Raw genomic sequence first — 15,850 nt, forward strand, 5'->3', positions numbered from 1 at the left:
CAGCTGGCAACGCTTCGTTAACCCTCCTGATTCCGGGACCGCTCGTGTCGCAAGCCGCTCTCCAGATCGTGCCGAAGCCGGCCGACGCCGTCTCCGAGACCGCCGCCAAGCGGCGTCCCATCCGTTTCCGCGGCCGCTCCTTCATGGCGCTGGTGCTCGCCCCCGAGCAGCCGCTCGAGGAGTGGTACGCCGAGCTCGACGGCCTCACCGCAGGCTCGCCCGGCTTCTTCGGCGAGCGCCCGGTCGTGCTCGACGTCTCCGGCATCAAGCTGTCCCCCCGCCTGCTCGCCGCCCTGCTGGGCGAGCTCGACATCCGCAAGGTGCGGATCATCGGGGTGGAGGGCTGCGACCCGAAGTTCCTCGACGGCCCCAACGCCCGGCTCGCCATGCCGGTCGGCGGACGGGCGGCCGGCGAGATCTCGGCCAAGGAAGCGGCCGCGGCCTCGACCACCTCGCTCGTGATCGACCACCCCGTGCGCTCGGGCCAGAGCATCTCGTTCCAGGGCGACGTCACCATCTGCGGCTCGGTCGCCTCCGGCGCCGAGATCGTGGCGGGCGGCTCCATCCACGTCTACGGCGCGCTCCGCGGCCGGGCGATCGCGGGCTCCGCCGGCGACGGCAAGGCGCGCATCTTCTGCCGCAAGCTCGACGCCGAACTGCTGGCGATCGACGGCGTCTACATGACCACCGACGAGCTGGACAAGGCGCTCCGCGGCAAGCCCGTCCGCGCCCAGCTCGACGGCGAAATCCTGCGCGTTCACGCGCTCGACTGATCTTTCGACGAACGACACGACACAACGATTTTTGGAGAGAAGTCACATGGCTGAGGTTCTGGTCGTCACGTCGGGCAAGGGAGGCGTCGGCAAGACGACGTCGACCGCGGCCCTCGGCGCGGCTCTCGCCCAGACCGGGCAGAGCGTCGTCGTCATCGATTTCGACGTCGGGCTGCGCAATCTCGACCTCGTCATGGGGGCCGAGCGCCGGGTCGTCTATGACCTGATCAACGTGGTCCAGGGCGACGCCAACCTCAACCAGGCGCTGATCAAGGACAAGCGCGTGGAGAGCCTCTCGCTGCTGCCCGCCTCCCAGACGCGCGACAAGGACGCGCTGACGGCCGAGGGCGTGGAGCGCGTGATCAACGAGCTCAAGGGCCGCTTCGACTGGATCATCTGCGACAGCCCCGCCGGCATCGAGCGCGGCGCCTATTTCGCGATGCGCCACGCCGACCTCGCGGTCATCGTGACGAACCCGGAAGTCTCCTCGGTCCGCGACAGCGACCGCATCATCGGCCTGCTCGACTCGAAGACCGAGAAGGCCGAGCGCGGCGAGACCATGGAGAAGCTGCTGCTGCTCACCCGCTACGACCCCGTCCGGGCCGAGCGCGGCGACATGCTGAAGGTCGACGACATCCTCGAGATCCTGTCGATCCCGTTGCTCGGCATCATCCCGGAGAGCCCGGAGGTCCTGAAGGCCTCCAACCTCGGCTCGCCGGTGACGCTCGCCAACCCGCTGTCGGCGCCGGCGCGCGCCTACCTCGACGCGGCGCGGCGCCTGCGCGGCGAGACCATCGAGATGACGGTGCCGAGCGAGAAGAAGCGGCTGTTCGGCAACCTGTTCGGTCGGAGGGCGGCATGAGCGTTCTCAAGTTCTTCACGCGCCGCACCTCGGCGCCCGCCGCCCGCGAGCGCCTTCAGCTCCTGCTCGCCCACGAGCGCGCCGTGTTCGGCCGCACCGACCTCGTCGCCCAGCTCAAGGACGAGATCCTGGCCGTCATCGCGAAGCACATCGCGATCGATCCGGAGAAGGTGCGGATCAAGACCGACACCCGCGACACGCTGGCGACCCTCGAGGTCGACATCGAGATCCGCACGCCGAATGGCGGACTGAAGCTCGCCGGCTGACGGCGGCCCCGTTCGACGCGAAATGAAACGGCGCGCTCCTTGGAGCGCGCCGTTTTTCACTCACGCCGTTCCCTCGGCAGCTTCACGAGGAGCCACGCCGTCGTTCCGGGCGAAGTCCCGGCGCCCATCAGCCCGCCGTCTGAAGAGCATCTCGACCGTGGGATCATAGGCCCCGGGACATGCCCGGGGGCTACGGCTGCGGTCGGCCCATTCGAGGCTCGGTCGAAGCGCGCGCGCCGCTCACCCCAGCGTCGCGAGCCCCGGAAACGTCTCGAGCAGCCAGAACGACGCCGTGGTGGTGAAGCCGGTGAGGAAGGCGATCCCGGTCAGCACCAGCAATCCGCCCATGACCTTCTCGACCGTGCCAAGATGCGAGCGGAAGCGGCGGAGGAAGCCGACGAAGGGTTTCATCGCAAGCGCCGCGATCAGGAACGGCACGCCAAGGCCGAGCGCGTAGACGCCGAGCAGCCCCGCGCCGGCCGCCACCGTGGTCTCGGAAGCCGCGACCGACAGGATCGCCGCCAGCACCGGCCCGATGCAGGGCGTCCAGCCGAAGGCGAAGGCGAGCCCCATCACGTAGGCGCCCCAGAGTCCAACGGGCTTCTGCACCTCCAAGCGCGTGTCGCGCATCAAAAACGGAATGCGGAACAGCCCCAGAAAGTGCAGCCCCATCACGATGATCGCGACGCCCGCGATGGTGGCGAGCAGCGGCGCGTTCTGGAGCAGCAACCGGCCGAGCAGCGACGCGGTCGCGCCGAGCGCCACGAACACGGTGGAGAACCCCGCGACGAACAGCACGGCGGCCGCCAGCGCCCGGCCGGTGGCGGCCTTGGGCGCGTCGTCGGCGGTGAGCTTGTCGAGCGTCGTGCCGGCGAGGAAGCACAGGTAGGGCGGCACCAGCGGCAGCACGCAGGGGCTTAAGAAACTGATCGCCCCGGCCGCGAAGGCGGCGGGAATGGTGACGACGCCGATCATCTCACGCTCCGGTCGCGCGAGGTCTTTCGCGCCCCCCTGCCCTAGCCCGGCTTCGGGCCGAACGAAAGGCGCCCGTTCGGCGCGGCGCGGGAACGTGAAGTAAGGGGTCGCCCCGGCGCGCGCCCGCGCCCCGAAGCTCTACGACGGCCCGAACCGGTCCCGCCACGCGGCTTGCACGGCCGGAAGCGGCAGCGCCGTCGCCTCGTACACGCCACGGGCGACGGCGCGCGCAAGCGTCAGCGCCGCCACGTGCCCAAGCGCGGTCAAGGCCGCCACGCGATCCCCCTCGAGCTCCCGAAGGCCGGTCGCGGCCGAGAACACGACGTCGCCGTCGAGCGGCGAATGGCAGGGAACGAGCGCCCGCGCGAGCCCGTCCTGCGCCATGACGGCGAGCGCCTTCGCTTCCGCCTTGGTCAGGCGCGCGTCGGTCACGACGACGGCCAGCGTCGTATGCGCCCCGGCCTGCGGCTTCGCCGGCGGGAACAGCGCCTCGGGCGGAACCACGGGCGCCGGCCCGCGCCCGCCGAACTCGTCGCCGATTTCGAACGGCGCGGCCCAGAAATGCGCTCCCTCCCCGACCGTCGCGGAGCCCAGCGCATTGACGACGGCCAGCGCGCCCACCGTGACGCCGAGGTCTTCGAGGACCGCCGAGGCCGAGCCGAGCCCGCCTTTCAGCGTGGCGGTGCGCGCGCCGAGCCCCGCGCCGACCGAGCCCAGCGCGAAGTCCTCGCCGGCGGAGAGCGTCGCGCAATAGCCGAGGTCGCGGTAGGGCGGATAACGGCCCCAGTCCTTGTCCCCGCCGTTGTTCAGGTCGAACAGGATCGCGCCCGGCACGATCGGGACCCGCGCCGGTCCCACGGCGAAGCCGCGGCCGGCTTCCGCCAGCGCCGCCATCACCCCCGCGGCGGCGTCGAGGCCGAAGGCGGAGCCGCCGGAGAAGACCAGAGCATCGATCGCCTGCACCGTGCGCTCAGGGGAGAGCAGCTCGGTCTCGCGGACGCCCGGCCCCCCGCCGCGCACGTCGACCGAAGCGGCGGCGGGCCCATCGAACACGATCGCGGTGACGCCGGAGGCGAGCCCGGCGTCGTCGGCGTGGCCCACCCGGACGCCCGCGACGTCCGTCAGGAGGTTTCGGGCGCCCGCCCGGAGCCTCACGCGTCGCCCGGCTGGGGCGCGTGCCAGCGCACCCGGTAGAAGATATGGCGGCCGATCTTGTCGAGCTTGACCATGTCGCGGATCCAGCGCGGGCGGACGTAGGTCGCGTGATAATGCGTCGAAGAGCCGACCTCGGGAAGCCACGCGCCGCCCTCGGTCACGTCGCGGGCGATGCGGGTCGCCAAGCGCCATGCGTAGACGTTGTTCACCCGGTCCGGGATCCGGTCGCAGGCGAAGGAGAACTGGCAGGCGTTGCGCCAGGCCTTGTTCTGGTAGACGACGCCGCAGACGCTGTTCGGGTAATAGCCGGAGCGCGCGCGGTTCATCACCACCTGCGCCACCGCGTACTGGCCTTCGACCGGCTCGCCGCGCGCCTCGAAGTAGATCGCTTCGGCGAGGCACTTTTCCGACGAGGCGAGCTGGGCCTCGGGGATGAACAGGCGGCGGGAGATCCGGGTCTGGATGACGCCGTCGAGGCCGCCGCGGAGCGCCGCGGTCTCAGCTTCCGAGAGCGGGCCCTTGCCCAGCGGAGCGTCGTCGGCGCGGGCGTCGACCTTCGCAAGATGACCGGCGTCGCCCTTCGTCGGCGCCACCGGCATCGCCGCCACCGCCATGGGCGGCTCCGTCTCGGGCGTGGTGGTGCGCGGGATGTGGCCGCCGGACAGGAACGCGACGGACGGCGTCGAGCCGTCGTGATTGGCGCCGGCCTCGCGGCGCGTCATCGGCACGCGCGTCACCGCGCCGACGTCCTGAACCGTCGAATAGGCGCCGTCCTCGTCGAGGCCCTCGTCCTTGGGCGCGGCGTCCGCGACCTTGGCGGACAGCTCCGCGTGGTTCGGCCGCGGCGGCAGAATGATGGTCGGAGCGGCGCGGCGGCCGTCGCCGACCAGCGGCAGGACGCTCAGCACGCCGCGGCGGTCGGGATGAAGCAGCGCGCCGATCGCAGGCAGGGTCACGAACGCCTCGCCCGACTCGACCATCGCCGCGACCGTCGGCGCCGTCGGCTCGGGGGGCGGGAGGATGGCGCTCCGGTCGCCCTTCACGGTGCGGTCGAGGAACGCTTCGGGACCCTGGCCCTTGACCGCGGCCGCGACCACCTCGGCCTTCGGCTCCTCGGCCCCCCGCAGCAAAAGGTACTCGCCGCCGCCGAGCGGATCGACGGACAATTCGGGCCCGCGACCCGACGCGAACAGGTCGGCCGCCTCGAGCGAGACGAGATCGGCCGCGCGCCGATGCCCGGCTGCGAGATAGAGCGCGCGATCGCCTTCCTCCCCCCGTGCGCGGCCCGACGAGAGGCCGAAGGCGTCCTGCCGCGCGATGGAGGTCGTGGCGAAGGGAAGCGTTGCGGCCGCGAGCGCGAGGCGCAGCATGAACGGCCCGAGCCGCCGCTCCCGCCGTCCGCCGGCGCGCCGCTTCGTCTCCCGTGACGCCATCGAACGCGCACTCCACGCGACGCCGGGGCGGACCACGTCCGCCTCAGCCGAAACCACACACGGGTATGGTTTTCGCGTTTTAACCTTGAGGAGCGGTTAACGGGGGCGATTTTGGCGGCGGGCCGAAAATTTACGCTGTATGTAAAAGGGCTTAGCCGGGAGGCCCGAGAGGCTTTTATGCCGCTGGGTAAAATGGCGTAAAATTATTGGGGGTGCGGGGCGCTGGGCGTTCGGGATGCGTTCTCGTGTCTTACGGCGCGCCCGGCACACGAAATCCCTTCTTGAAATCCTCCTCTTCCTTCGCGTTAGGATGGCGTTCAGCCGGGAAATTCCACCGCGCTGGTTTCGTCGGACGCTCGCGAGGTATTTCTCTAAATGCCCAAGATCCCGGCATCTTATTTAAATTGCACCGTTTACCTCTATAAATCGACTGAAGATGCTGAGATCGGAAAAGCAGAAGGTGGTACGGGATTTTTTGCCTTCTACCCGATCGACGACAGCAACAAGGGTTATACGTGCATCGTATCGAATTGGCACGTCGCTGTCAGAGATGGATTTTCAGTCGCTCGAATAAACAGCCCAGATGGCGGATCAGATATAATCGACCTTGACCCTTCAGAATGGTATTTTCAACCCGGAATTGATGTAGCTGTCGCCATCTATCGGCACGATCATTTAAGACATAAGGGTTCATTTGTAAGGCCAGGTGATTTTATTACGAAAGAAATTATAACAAGGGAAGAAATCGGACCAGGAGAAGATGTATTCTTAATTGGCAGATTTGTCGATCACGATGGAGGCAAAGTAAACAAGCCATCCGTAAGATTTGGCAATATCAGCATGATGCACAGTAAGCTTATAAATCCTACCGACAAATTCAGTGATATGCTTTGCGTCGACCTTAGGTGTAGAGGCGGATATTCAGGATCTCCTGTATTTGTTTACAGAACTCCTGGGTTCGATTTAACACAGCCTCCTGCAAAAAATCTTGAACAATCATTTATTATGCTAGATGGCGTAATCCTTCTCATGATGCTCGGAATGCTTACGTCACAATTTCAAGAAACTTCAGAAATACGGAAAGGGATCAAAGCAACTCAAGATCAAAGTGAGCCTCCTAACGTTCCCGAAAAAGACCATGTCAAAATACTCAGCGGAATGTCGTTAGTTACGCCCAGCTGGGACATTGAAAGAGTAATTGCTGCCGCAGTGATCCAACACCACCGATCGTAAGTTGGCGGCGCGTCGCGGATCAGCCAATACGCGACGCGCCGCCTAAGCGCTCAACCCCGGCAGGGCGTTACCGGAGGAGCGCTATCTCGTTAGCTCGCGAGGGCCGCCTTCGCAGCGGCCTCCGACGCTTCGGCCTTCTCGATAATCTGCGGGTCGGCGAGCGACGCGGCGTAGCCCACCAACAGCGCCCCTCCCCGTTCCGTGTCGGCGACGGCCGACTTTAGCCGGTCGATACGCTCGATCTCGTCGCCATGCCGGGACCGACGCCAACGGTCGCGAAGGCTCGCCTGCTGCGGCGCCGACATCCCCGACAGCATCGCCGGGCCGTGTAGCGCAGCGGCGACAACCTCATCCGCTCCCTCGGCCAGAGCCGTCTCTAGCGCTGCACGCCGCTCGTCCTCTTTAAGCTCCGACAGTCGGCGGCGGATTTCGCCGGCCAAGATCGTATCGCTCGCGTTCGTCGAACGCGGCGGGGCGAAGGTCCGAGCTTCGACGGCCTCGATCTCGCGGCGCGCAGTGCGTAGCGCCGCATCGAACTCGCGCAGCGTCGGCTCCGCAGCTTTCCAGGCGGCGTCCTTCACCAGGCGATGGCGCGCAGGCAGCGTCTGCATCTCGTCGGCAAGTAATGAGGGCGCGTCAGGGGCCGGTCAGGCGGGCGGCGAGGCGTGTGGTGACTTCGCGTTCGCGGGCGAAGGCGCCGCCGGAGAGCTCACGGAGCAGCGGGGCCGCGGCGGCCACGCCGGCCGTGCCGAAGCGGGCCTTGAGAGCCGCTTTCAGCCGGGCTTCGGACTGCCGTCTGCGTTGCGGGACGAGCTGCCCGGTCGCCTTCAGATGCGCGAGGTGCTCGTCCACCAGCGCGGCGAGGTTTTCGACGCCATCGCCGGTCTCCGAGGACACCAGCGTCACCGGGGGGCGCCAGCCGTTGGCGCCGCCGCTCGCGAGCGTCAGCGCGCTTTCGAGGTCGTCGCGGGCGCGCGTGGCCGGGGCGCCGAGGTCCGCCTTGGTGACCGCCACGACGTCCGGCAGCTCCATCACGCCCGCCTTGATGAACTGCAGCGCGTCGCCGGAGGCGGGCTGCACGGCGAGGAGGATGGTGTCGGCGACCAGCGCCACGTCCGCCTCCGACTGGCCGACGCCGACCGTCTCCACGATCACCCGGTCGAACAGCGCCCGCATCAGGATGACCACGCCGAAGGCGAGGTCGGACAGGCCGCCGAGGCGGTCGCGCGCCGCGAGCGAGCGGACGAAGACGTCCTGGTCGTCGGGGTCGGTCGGGATGCGCGCGCGGTCGCCGAGCAGCGCGCCGCCGGAGCGCATGGACGAGGGATCGACCGCCACCACGCCGACCGAGAGGCCACGGCCGCGCAGGCGCTGCACAAGCGCGCCGGTGAGGGTGGACTTGCCGACGCCCGGCGGGCCGGTGAGGCCGATCACGTCGCCCTTCGGCTCGGCCTCCGCGGCGTCGAGCAGGGCCGCGACCTCGAGGCCGCCGGCGCCGCGCTCGAGCCGGGCGAGCGCGCGCGCAAGGCCAACCTTGCCGGCGCCGCGCAGGGTCTGGAGGTCGGGAAACGGCTGGGCTGTCACGGAAACTGGCGCACCGGGGGCGAGAGAAGCGTCAGCCTCCTCTCGCACGATTCCGCGGCGCCCGCGACGGCGCCTTCGTCGGCGGGGCGCCTCGGCGTCAGGGCTTCGGCGCGGCGTTCGTCGGGGCGGGTGCGGTCTTGTAGCGGTCGCAGGCGTCCTTCAGCATGCTGTCGGCTTTCTGCAGCGCCACGTTGAACACGCGCGACTTCTCCGGCGGGAACATGGCGCGCTGCGCCTTCGCCTTGTCCACGTCGCCCATCATGTAGTCGTAGAACACCTGCCGTTCGGCGACGTCGTTGATGTGCAGGTTCGCGACCTGAACCACGCAGCCGCACAGGTCTTTCGAGACCTTCGCCGTGCAGGCGGCGGTGTAGGCGGCGTCGACCTTCGCGGATTCGGCCGGATCGGCCGGCTGTTGCTGGCCCGACGACGGCGCGCCCTGCGCGAGGGCCGCGCCGCTGGCGGCGAGGAAAACGGCGGCCGCGAGGCCGAAGCGGGCGTGACGCATAGGTGAGGTCCTCCGACGCGGGCGGCGCCGTCTGTCGCGGCGCTCGCCTTCTTATGGCGCGCTTACGTTTGGCACGCCGCGTCCGGATCAGCCACCCCCGAGGGGGGCGACGATGGGCGAAAGCGTCAGTGCGCCGCGGTGGCGTCGTAGGCGGGAGTGGTGGCGCGGAAGGCGTCGAGCCATTCGACGAGTTTCGGATGCTGCGCGCGCCATTGTCCTTCAAAGCGGAAGTCGAGATAGCCGAGCGCGCAGGCGACCGCGATGGCGCCCACGTCGCCGTGCTCCACCGGCGGCGAGGCCTCAAGCGCGGCCAGCGCGCGGGCGACCTTGCCGGCCTGCATCTCGAGCCACTTCGGCTCGATCCTGGCCTCGTCGCGAAAGCGCCGCTCGTAGATCTGCAGCAGGGCGGCGTCCATCAGCCCGTCCGCGAGCGCCTGCGTCCGCAGCGCGGCGAAACGGGCGGAGGGGTCGGCGGGGATGATCTTCCCGCCGCCGGCGAGATGATCGAGGTATTCGAGGATCACGCGGCTGTCGAACAGCGTCGCGCCGTTCTCGAACTCGAGGGTCGGGATCTTGCCGAGCGGGTTGACGTCGCGGATCGGGTCAGCCGGGTCGGCGGTGTTTGTGGCCACCACGGTGAGGCGGTCGGACAGGCCGAGGATCGCGGCCGCGATCTTGACCTTGCGCCCGAATGGCGAGGGGGCGGCGGAACGCAGGATGAGCATGGCGTCTCCAGAGCATGAGGACCTTCGGACCCCCCGGCGGCGACCGTCAGGATCGCCGTCACCCTGTAGCACGGGGAGACGCGGCGGAAACGCGCGAAGCCCCGCCGCCCGCGATCCCTCTGCTCCGCCCGCAGGCGCGTCAGCCGACGGTGAGGTTGACCGCCTTGGGACCCTTGCCCTTGCGGTCCGGCTCGACCTCGAACGTCACCATCTGGCCTTCCTCAAGACCCGTTAGACCCGAGCGCGTCACGGCCGAGACATGCACGAAGATGTCGGCGCCGCCGCCGTCCGGCTTGATGAAGCCATACCCCTTCTCGGCGTTGAAGAACTTGACCGTCCCGCTTTGCGCCATGTGGCGCCCCCTTCGCTCGCATGTGAACCACCCGCGCCCCCTCCGGCGCGTATCGAACGCCGCCCGCCCGCCTGGGCTGCAAAGACGAAGGTTTCACCTGCGCCGCCTCGCCCATCACGCTCGGCCTCCCCATTTTGGTAACGTTTCGCACCTGCGAAAGGCAAGGCGAAAAGATGGCGCGTTCCAAGGGCGCGGCGCCTCAGGAGGGGGCAGATCGGCGTCGACGACGGGCGGACGCGCTGGTCAGGCGCTCAGTTCTTCAACGATCGCCCGCCCGCCTGCGTCCTGTTGGAGAGCCTGGGCGATTTCCGGCAGTCCGGAACGGCAGTCGTCGGCGAGCGTCCAAGGCGGGTTGGCGAGGATGAGCCCGGACCCGTTCAGCAGCCGGTCGTCTTCGCACCCGCGAACATGGACCTCGACGCGCAGCAGCTTGGGCCGGCCCGAAGCCTTCAGCGGCTCGATCAGCGCCTGGAGGTCGCGGGGGTCCTTCACCGGATACCAGAGCGCGAAGACGCCGGTCGGCCAAACGGCGTGCGCCGCGAGAAAGCGCTCCGCCATGCGGGCCAGTTCGCCCGGCTGCTCGTAGGGCGGATCGACCAGCACGAGGCCGCGGCGCTCCCGCGGCGGCAGCCAAGCGTTGAGCGCGGTCCAGCCGTCGATCTCGACCACCTTCACGCGCTTGTCCCGGCCCATCGCCTGCCCGAGGGCGGCGGCGTCCTTTGGGTGCAGCTCGCACAGGCGAAGGCGGTCGTCGTCGCGCGCGAGCCGGCGGACGATCTCCGGCGAGCCGGGATAGCGCCCCGGCCGCCCCGCGCCGTCGTCGAACTCGGCCAACACCTGGCGCCATGGCGCGAGCAGCCGCTCCGCCGCCTCCCCCAACCGCCGCCCGGCGAGGCGGCCGACGCCGTTCCGCCATTCCGCGGTCCGGCTCGCCTCCTCGCCTTCGAGATCGTAGACGCCGACGCCCGCATGGGTGTCGAGATACCCCCAGGGCGCACTCTTCAGGTTGAGGTGTTCGATGACGCGGGCGAGCAGGACGTGCTTGAGCACGTCCGCGAAATTGCCGGCGTGAAAGGCGTGACGGTAGTTCACGTGCGGCGACCGGCGTCAGGCGTCGTCGGACGGCGGCGGGAGCATGACCACGAAGTCCTTCTCGCAGGCCTCCACGACCGTCCAGACGCCGACGAATCCGGGCTCGATGACGATCGTGTCGCCGGCCTCGTAGTCGACCGGCTCGCCGCCCTCGGGCGTCAGCACGCAGCGACCGGACCGCAGACGGCACCACTCCCATTCGTCGTAGGCGACGCGCCACGCGCCCGGCGTCGCGGACCAGACGCCGGTGATCAGCCGTCCGTCCGGCGACTCGTAGTGCACCGAGGTCCGGAAGGTGGGCGCGCCTTCGACGATGAGCTCGGGCGCGGGCGCGCCGTCCTCGAACGCGGCGCCCGGTCCTCCCACGAGGTGCAGGCGCATGGCGGCTTCGACGTCGTCACCCACGGTCACTCTCCCCGCATCGGCGGAAACGCCACGCGGTCGGCGCGGCAGGCGCGGCGGTCGACCTCGCCGCAGGCGCGGAACTCCAGGTCCTTGGTCATGCAGATTCTCACTTCGCGCAGGTTTCGCCGCGCACAGTCGACCGCGACCATGTCCGCGTTCAAGCCGGGATTGGCCGCGACGAAGGCGCGCTCGACGTCGTCCGGCGAGGTCGTAAGCCAGCGGTCGAGCGCCCGGTAGGGCGTCGGGATCGTCACCTTGTCGTAGGCCGCGCGGGCTTTCGCGAAGTATCCGGCCGGATCGAGCCCCGAACACGTCCCGTGCTTGCGCCACTGATAGCGCACGAGGCCCGGGCTCGGCATGACGTCGAGCATCCCGTCGACGGTGCGGCGCGAGGGGCCGCGGCTGTCGGCGCCGCAGGACGACGGAAAGCCGCGCTCGTACTGCGGCCAGAGCCCGTGCAGCACAAAGGCGAAGGGCCTGGGACCCGCGCATTGCATGCGGTCGGCCCGTCGACCGCGGTCGGCGCAATAGGTCGGCGACCACGACAGCGAGAGCACGTAGAAGTCGAAGTCTCCGGCCCGCCCGCGTTCCTGCGCCGAGGCTGGGGCGATGGCGGCGAGCAGGAGCGCGGCGGCGAGAAGGCGTCGGATCACGGACGAACCATCTTGCAGCCCGGAGCGAAGGCGCGGTGACGATCGAGCCCGGTGACGCACCAGTTCACGCCCCAGCCGATGCCGGCGAAGCCGTCGCCCTCGATGATCTCGTAGAACACCCGGCGCGGGCGCCGGTCCGTGGTGAGGGTCTCGGCGGCGCAGAACCGGCGGGGCACGAAGCTCGCCCCCCAGCTGCGGTAGCCGATCTCCCGAGGGTGACCGACGGCCTCGAGAGCGAGGTCCGAGCCCCAGTAGCCGCGTTCGCGGGCGGCGAAGGCCGAGGTTATACGGCCGATCACGCCGCTGTCGCCGCAGGCCGGCAGGCGGCCCGAGAACCCGCGATAGAACGGCGCCGGTTCTACGACGGTCGCCGCGTAAGTCTTCGTCGTCGCATAATCCGCGGCCACGGCGGCGGGCGCGGTCGCGACCGCCGCGAGGATCGCGCAGGCGCCTGCAAAGCTCTTCATCCGACCCTCCGCTGCGTCGTCTTTGGGCGCACGCGCGCCCGAAAGCGACATCAAGCGCCTTACTGGTTAAAATCAAGCGTTTGCGCCCGACATGGTTACGTCGGCCGGCCGGTCTTTGGACCGTCGCGGAGCGGATGCTAACGTCCGGCCGCCCGACCGCCCGCTCGCGAAAGGATACGTCGCCCCCGATGCAGAGGTTCGAGACCGCCCAGGACGCCGCCCTCGCCCTCCGGCCCGACCAGCCCGTCTACGCGTTCCGGCCGAGCGTCCTGGCGACCGACGCCAAATCGTTTCTCAGCGCCTTCCGTGGACAGACGGCCTACGCCGTGAAGACCAACGGCGAGCCGTTCGTCCTCGACGAACTGGTGAAGGCGGGCGTGACGGCCTTCGACGTCGCGAGCCCGGCCGAGTTCGCCGCCGCGCGCGCCGCCTCAGCCGATGCCGGGATGTTCTACATGCACCCGGTGAAGGCGCAGTCGGACATCCGGCTCGCGCTCGAGACCTACGGCATCCGCCATGTCGCCCTGGACCACGAGGACGAGATCGCGAAGATCCTCCGGATCGTCCGCGCACAGGACATCGCGCCGAGCGACATCACGCTGTTCGTCAGGCTCGCGACCAAGGGGCACGCCGCCTACGAGCTGTCGAAGAAGTTCGGCGCGACCGCCGCCCACGCCGTCGAACTGCTGCAGCGCCTCGACCGGGTTGGCTTTCGCGCGGGCCTCACCTTCCACGTCGGCAGCCAGGTCGAGGATCTCGACACCTACGAGCGGGCGATCGGCACCGCCGCCTGGGTGAAGGGGCGCGCCGGAGTCGACATCACGGCGCTCGACATCGGCGGCGGCTTTCCCGCGCCCTACGGCCGCGACCTCAAGAAGGACGCGCGGCCGACGCCGGAAATCGGGAGCCTGGTCGCCAAGATCGAACAGGAGATCGACGCCTGGGGCCTCGGCGACCTGCCCCTGATCGCGGAGCCGGGCCGGGTCGTGGTGGCCCGCTCGCTGTCGGTGGTGGTCCGCGTGCTGTTGAAAAAGGGCCAGCGGCTCTACATCAACGACGGCGTCTGGAGCTCGCTCTCCGACAGCTGGACCGGCAAGATCACCCTGCCCGCCCGGCTGATCCCGGATCCCGCGCGCCGCCGCGCGCCGCGGTCCTCCGCGCCGAAGCTCGCGCCTTACCGGGTGATGGGCGCGACCTGCGACTCTGTCGACATCCTCTCTCGGCCATTCTGGCTGCCGGACACGGTGGACACCGGCGACTGGATCGAGATCGGCCACATCGGCGCCTACAGCCTCGCGCTGCGCACCCGGTTCAATGGCTTCTATCCCGACACCTTCGTGGAGGTGGCGACGCCCTATGAGGACGAGGAAGGCCTCGAAGGAGTCGCGACGGTCGAGAGCCGCGGCGCGGTGCGCTGAGCCGCCAAGCGTCAGCGCTCACCGCGGAACACGATCGGGAACTTGCCGGGCTCGCCGACGCCGTCGCACTCCTCCTTGGCCCGGTACTCGACCATGCGGAAGGCAGCGCCGCCCCACTCCCATGCCCCGACCTGCCCGCAATCGCCCTGGGCGCGGCCGCGGTCGAAGGCGGTGAGCTGCTTCTTCGCAGGGTCGTAGGCGACGTTCGAGAGCACGTCGACGCCGGTCCAGCCGACCGACTCCAGGAAAGCCGCGAACAGCAGCGGTTCGAACCGCCCCGCCGCCCGCGACGGATCTTCGAGAAAAAGAGTGAAATCGACGTTGGTCGCGCCCGAGGCGCAGACCATCGCCCAGAGGGTCAGCCCCCCGCCGAGATCCGCCGCGAAGGATTCCTCCGCCAGGAACGAGGCGTCGGTTTCGTTGCGGTCCCAGACCGGGCAGTCGCGATCGACCATGATCTGACGCAGGGCCGGGGGCGCATTCTCCCGGCTCACGTCGCGCACCTGCCCCGAACGCGCCGCCGGCGTGTCGCCGCCGACGAGAGCGACCAGCGCGTCCGGACGGTCGACGCGGCCCTGCGCGCGATCGACCTCGGCGAAGGCCGGCGCCAGACCCGGCAGAGCGAATTCGGCCGAAACGGCCCGGCGATCCTCCGCGATGATCTCGACCGCGAGCGTCTTGCCCCGCCGGAAGAAGGGCAGGAGCTTCCGGGTGGCCGCGTCGGAGAAGCGAATCTCGACGCCGCCGGCCGGCCCTGGGGCGCTTGCGAGATCGGCGCCTGAGGCGAAGCGGATCGGCGGGCCCCCGTCCACCGCGAGCGCCAGGCGGGGGCGGTTCAGGGCTTCGGCGACGTCGACCGACAGCGCCAGCCTGGGCTGGGCCTCCTTGAGGCCCGCGCGCTGGGCGACGAGCCTGGCCGAGTTCCCGGTCGTCTTGAGCGCCGTGGTCTCCACCCGGCAGTCAACCGCGGCCCCGCCAGCGCCGCAGACGACCGTCCAGCCCTCGAATTGCAGGGCGTTCGCCGCGCCGCCGGCGACGATCAGGACGAGGCTTGCGAGCAGACGGCGCATGGCGGGACGCGACCTCGGATGCAGCGGCGGAGGCGCGACCCTAATCCGGAATCACGCCGAGAGGTACCGGCCCGAAGGCTGACGTGTCGGAGGCGTCGTCACGCAGACGTGAGGCGCATCGCCGATGCGCGCGAAACCTTTCTCCGGACGGGGAAGTTATCTCCTGTGGGAGAGGCGCAGAAACTGGCGCGCACGCGCGCCCTCAAGAACCAGGAGCTTCACGATATGCGAAAGACGCTCGCCATAGCGATCGCCGCAACGATCGGCCTGACGGGAGTCGTCAGCGCCGAAGCCGCCCCGCTCCGCGCTCCGGAGCCGCGCGTGACGTTGGATCAGGTGCGCGCCCAAGCGCTCGCCGACATGCAGACCGGAAACATTCAGAAGGTGGATCGGCGCCGGTGGCGCGGCGGCGGACGCCACTGGGGTGGACGTCGCCACTACGGCGGTCGCCGGCATTACTCCAGCCGTCGCTATTATGGCGGCCGGCGCTATTACGGCGGACGGCGGTATTACGGTCGGCGCTACCACGGCCGGAGGTACTACCGTGACCGGGATTACGGCGGGTACGCCGCGGCCGGCATCGCCGGCCTTGCAGCCGGCGCGCTGATCGCCGGAGCGGCGAACGGCCGCAGCTATTCGCGCAGCGACAGCTACTGTGCGCAACGGTTCCGCTCGTACAATCCGCGAACCGGCACCTATACGGGCTATGACGGGCGTCAGCACGCCTGTCCGTAAGACGCCATGCGAACGGCGACGCCGACCAGCGTCGCACGTTCCTCCGAAGCCCCGGCGCGCGCCCCGCGCCGGGGCTTTTTCATGTCCGCCGTCGAGGAACCGTCATTCCCGCTGGGCGTTTCCCTTTGTGAACGAAGACAGAAC

Annotated in this window: 19 protein-coding genes; 6 read left to right on the forward strand and 13 right to left on the reverse strand. The window is 69.4% G+C overall.

Going from position 1 to position 15,850, the window contains the following annotated elements; genetic code table 11:
• The first annotated feature begins 44 nt into the window (after nt 1-44).
• The 3 genes from minC to minE are packed head-to-tail and all read left to right on the forward strand — an operon-like array spanning nt 45 to nt 1,901.
• Nucleotides 45-773 (forward strand): septum site-determining protein MinC, encoded by a 729-nt coding sequence (gene minC, locus JOD31_RS11750; protein ID WP_204950549.1) that lies wholly within the window; start codon nt 45-47, stop codon nt 771-773.
• 46 nt (nt 774-819) lie between these two features.
• Nucleotides 820-1,635: a septum site-determining protein MinD gene (gene minD, locus JOD31_RS11755; RefSeq protein ID WP_020185972.1), complete on the forward strand. Its 816-nt coding sequence runs from the start codon at nt 820-822 to the stop codon at nt 1,633-1,635.
• Complete coding sequence (minE, locus tag JOD31_RS11760) at nt 1,632-1,901, forward strand: cell division topological specificity factor MinE (RefSeq protein WP_204950550.1); 270 nt, start codon at nt 1,632-1,634, stop codon at nt 1,899-1,901. Before minD ends, minE begins: the two co-directional genes overlap by 4 nt.
• A 240-nt stretch (nt 1,902-2,141) precedes the next feature.
• Here the strand turns inward: minE and JOD31_RS11765 are convergent, their stop codons facing one another.
• The 3 genes from JOD31_RS11765 to JOD31_RS11775 all read right to left on the reverse strand — a co-directional run bounded on the left by JOD31_RS11765 (nt 2,142) and on the right by JOD31_RS11775 (nt 5,464).
• Nucleotides 2,142-2,876, reverse strand: coding sequence for a cytochrome c biogenesis CcdA family protein (locus JOD31_RS11765; RefSeq protein WP_204950551.1), 735 nt, complete (start codon nt 2,874-2,876; stop codon nt 2,142-2,144).
• A gap of 138 nt (nt 2,877-3,014) precedes the next feature.
• Entirely contained in the window at nt 3,015-4,031 is a 1,017-nt protein-coding gene (locus JOD31_RS11770; protein ID WP_204950552.1) for a P1 family peptidase, read from the reverse strand.
• Nucleotides 4,028-5,464 carry a cell wall hydrolase gene (locus JOD31_RS11775; RefSeq protein ID WP_246482478.1) on the reverse strand — a complete coding sequence of 479 codons (1,437 nt, stop codon included), beginning with the start codon at nt 5,462-5,464 and terminating at the stop codon, nt 4,028-4,030. The genes JOD31_RS11770 and JOD31_RS11775 overlap by 4 nt, the downstream gene beginning before the upstream one ends.
• A 375-nt stretch (nt 5,465-5,839) precedes the next feature.
• On the opposite strand from JOD31_RS11775, the gene JOD31_RS11780 reads away from it, so the two are divergent.
• On the forward strand, nt 5,840-6,697 hold the full coding sequence (locus JOD31_RS11780; protein WP_204950553.1) for a S1 family serine peptidase: 858 nt from the start codon (nt 5,840-5,842) through the stop codon (nt 6,695-6,697).
• Nucleotides 6,698-6,786: 89 nt separating this feature from the next.
• Here the strand turns inward: JOD31_RS11780 and JOD31_RS11785 are convergent, their stop codons facing one another.
• From JOD31_RS11785 to JOD31_RS11825, 9 genes are all read right to left on the reverse strand, one after another.
• Nucleotides 6,787-7,308 (reverse strand): hypothetical protein, encoded by a 522-nt coding sequence (locus tag JOD31_RS11785; protein WP_204950554.1) that lies wholly within the window; start codon nt 7,306-7,308, stop codon nt 6,787-6,789.
• A 25-nt stretch (nt 7,309-7,333) separates the two neighbouring features.
• Entirely contained in the window at nt 7,334-8,281 is a 948-nt protein-coding gene (locus JOD31_RS11790) for an ArgK/MeaB family GTPase (RefSeq protein WP_204950555.1), read from the reverse strand.
• Nucleotides 8,282-8,378: 97 nt separating this feature from the next.
• Nucleotides 8,379-8,789: a hypothetical protein gene (locus JOD31_RS11795; RefSeq protein ID WP_204950556.1), complete on the reverse strand. Its 411-nt coding sequence runs from the start codon at nt 8,787-8,789 to the stop codon at nt 8,379-8,381.
• Between the two features lie 125 nt (nt 8,790-8,914).
• A complete protein-coding gene (locus JOD31_RS11800; RefSeq protein WP_204950557.1) occupies nt 8,915-9,514 on the reverse strand; it encodes a glutathione S-transferase family protein in 600 nt (199 codons plus the stop codon).
• Between the two features lie 139 nt (nt 9,515-9,653).
• Nucleotides 9,654-9,866 carry a cold-shock protein gene (locus JOD31_RS11805; RefSeq protein WP_204950558.1) on the reverse strand — a complete coding sequence of 71 codons (213 nt, stop codon included), beginning with the start codon at nt 9,864-9,866 and terminating at the stop codon, nt 9,654-9,656.
• Between the two features lie 243 nt (nt 9,867-10,109).
• Nucleotides 10,110-10,958: a 23S rRNA (adenine(2030)-N(6))-methyltransferase RlmJ gene (locus tag JOD31_RS11810; RefSeq protein WP_204950559.1), complete on the reverse strand. Its 849-nt coding sequence runs from the start codon at nt 10,956-10,958 to the stop codon at nt 10,110-10,112.
• 15 nt (nt 10,959-10,973) lie between these two features.
• Complete coding sequence (locus JOD31_RS11815; protein WP_271206174.1) at nt 10,974-11,363, reverse strand: cupin domain-containing protein; 390 nt, start codon at nt 11,361-11,363, stop codon at nt 10,974-10,976.
• A 2-nt stretch (nt 11,364-11,365) separates the two neighbouring features.
• Nucleotides 11,366-12,016: a ribonuclease T2 family protein gene (locus JOD31_RS11820; protein ID WP_204950561.1), complete on the reverse strand. Its 651-nt coding sequence runs from the start codon at nt 12,014-12,016 to the stop codon at nt 11,366-11,368.
• The gene (locus JOD31_RS11825) at nt 12,013-12,483 is read right to left on the reverse strand and encodes a hypothetical protein (protein ID WP_204950562.1); all 471 of its coding nucleotides are present in this window, start codon (nt 12,481-12,483) and stop codon (nt 12,013-12,015) included. The genes JOD31_RS11820 and JOD31_RS11825 overlap by 4 nt, the downstream gene beginning before the upstream one ends.
• Nucleotides 12,484-12,671: 188 nt before the next feature.
• Between JOD31_RS11825 and JOD31_RS11830 the strand changes: the two genes are divergently transcribed.
• Nucleotides 12,672-13,901 carry a type III PLP-dependent enzyme domain-containing protein gene (locus tag JOD31_RS11830; RefSeq protein ID WP_204950563.1) on the forward strand — a complete coding sequence of 410 codons (1,230 nt, stop codon included), beginning with the start codon at nt 12,672-12,674 and terminating at the stop codon, nt 13,899-13,901.
• An 11-nt stretch (nt 13,902-13,912) separates the two neighbouring features.
• Here JOD31_RS11830 and JOD31_RS11835 read toward each other — a convergent pair whose 3' ends face one another.
• A complete protein-coding gene (locus tag JOD31_RS11835; protein WP_204950564.1) occupies nt 13,913-14,971 on the reverse strand; it encodes a DUF1176 domain-containing protein in 1,059 nt (352 codons plus the stop codon).
• Between the two features lie 108 nt (nt 14,972-15,079).
• Between JOD31_RS11835 and JOD31_RS11840 the strand changes: the two genes are divergently transcribed.
• Complete coding sequence (locus tag JOD31_RS11840; RefSeq protein ID WP_271206175.1) at nt 15,080-15,706, forward strand: BA14K family protein; 627 nt, start codon at nt 15,080-15,082, stop codon at nt 15,704-15,706.
• The last annotated feature ends 144 nt before the right edge of the window (nt 15,707-15,850 follow it).

The organism is Methylopila capsulata (genome assembly GCF_016907975.1).
Lineage (GTDB): Bacteria > Pseudomonadota > Alphaproteobacteria > Rhizobiales > Methylopilaceae > Methylopila > Methylopila capsulata.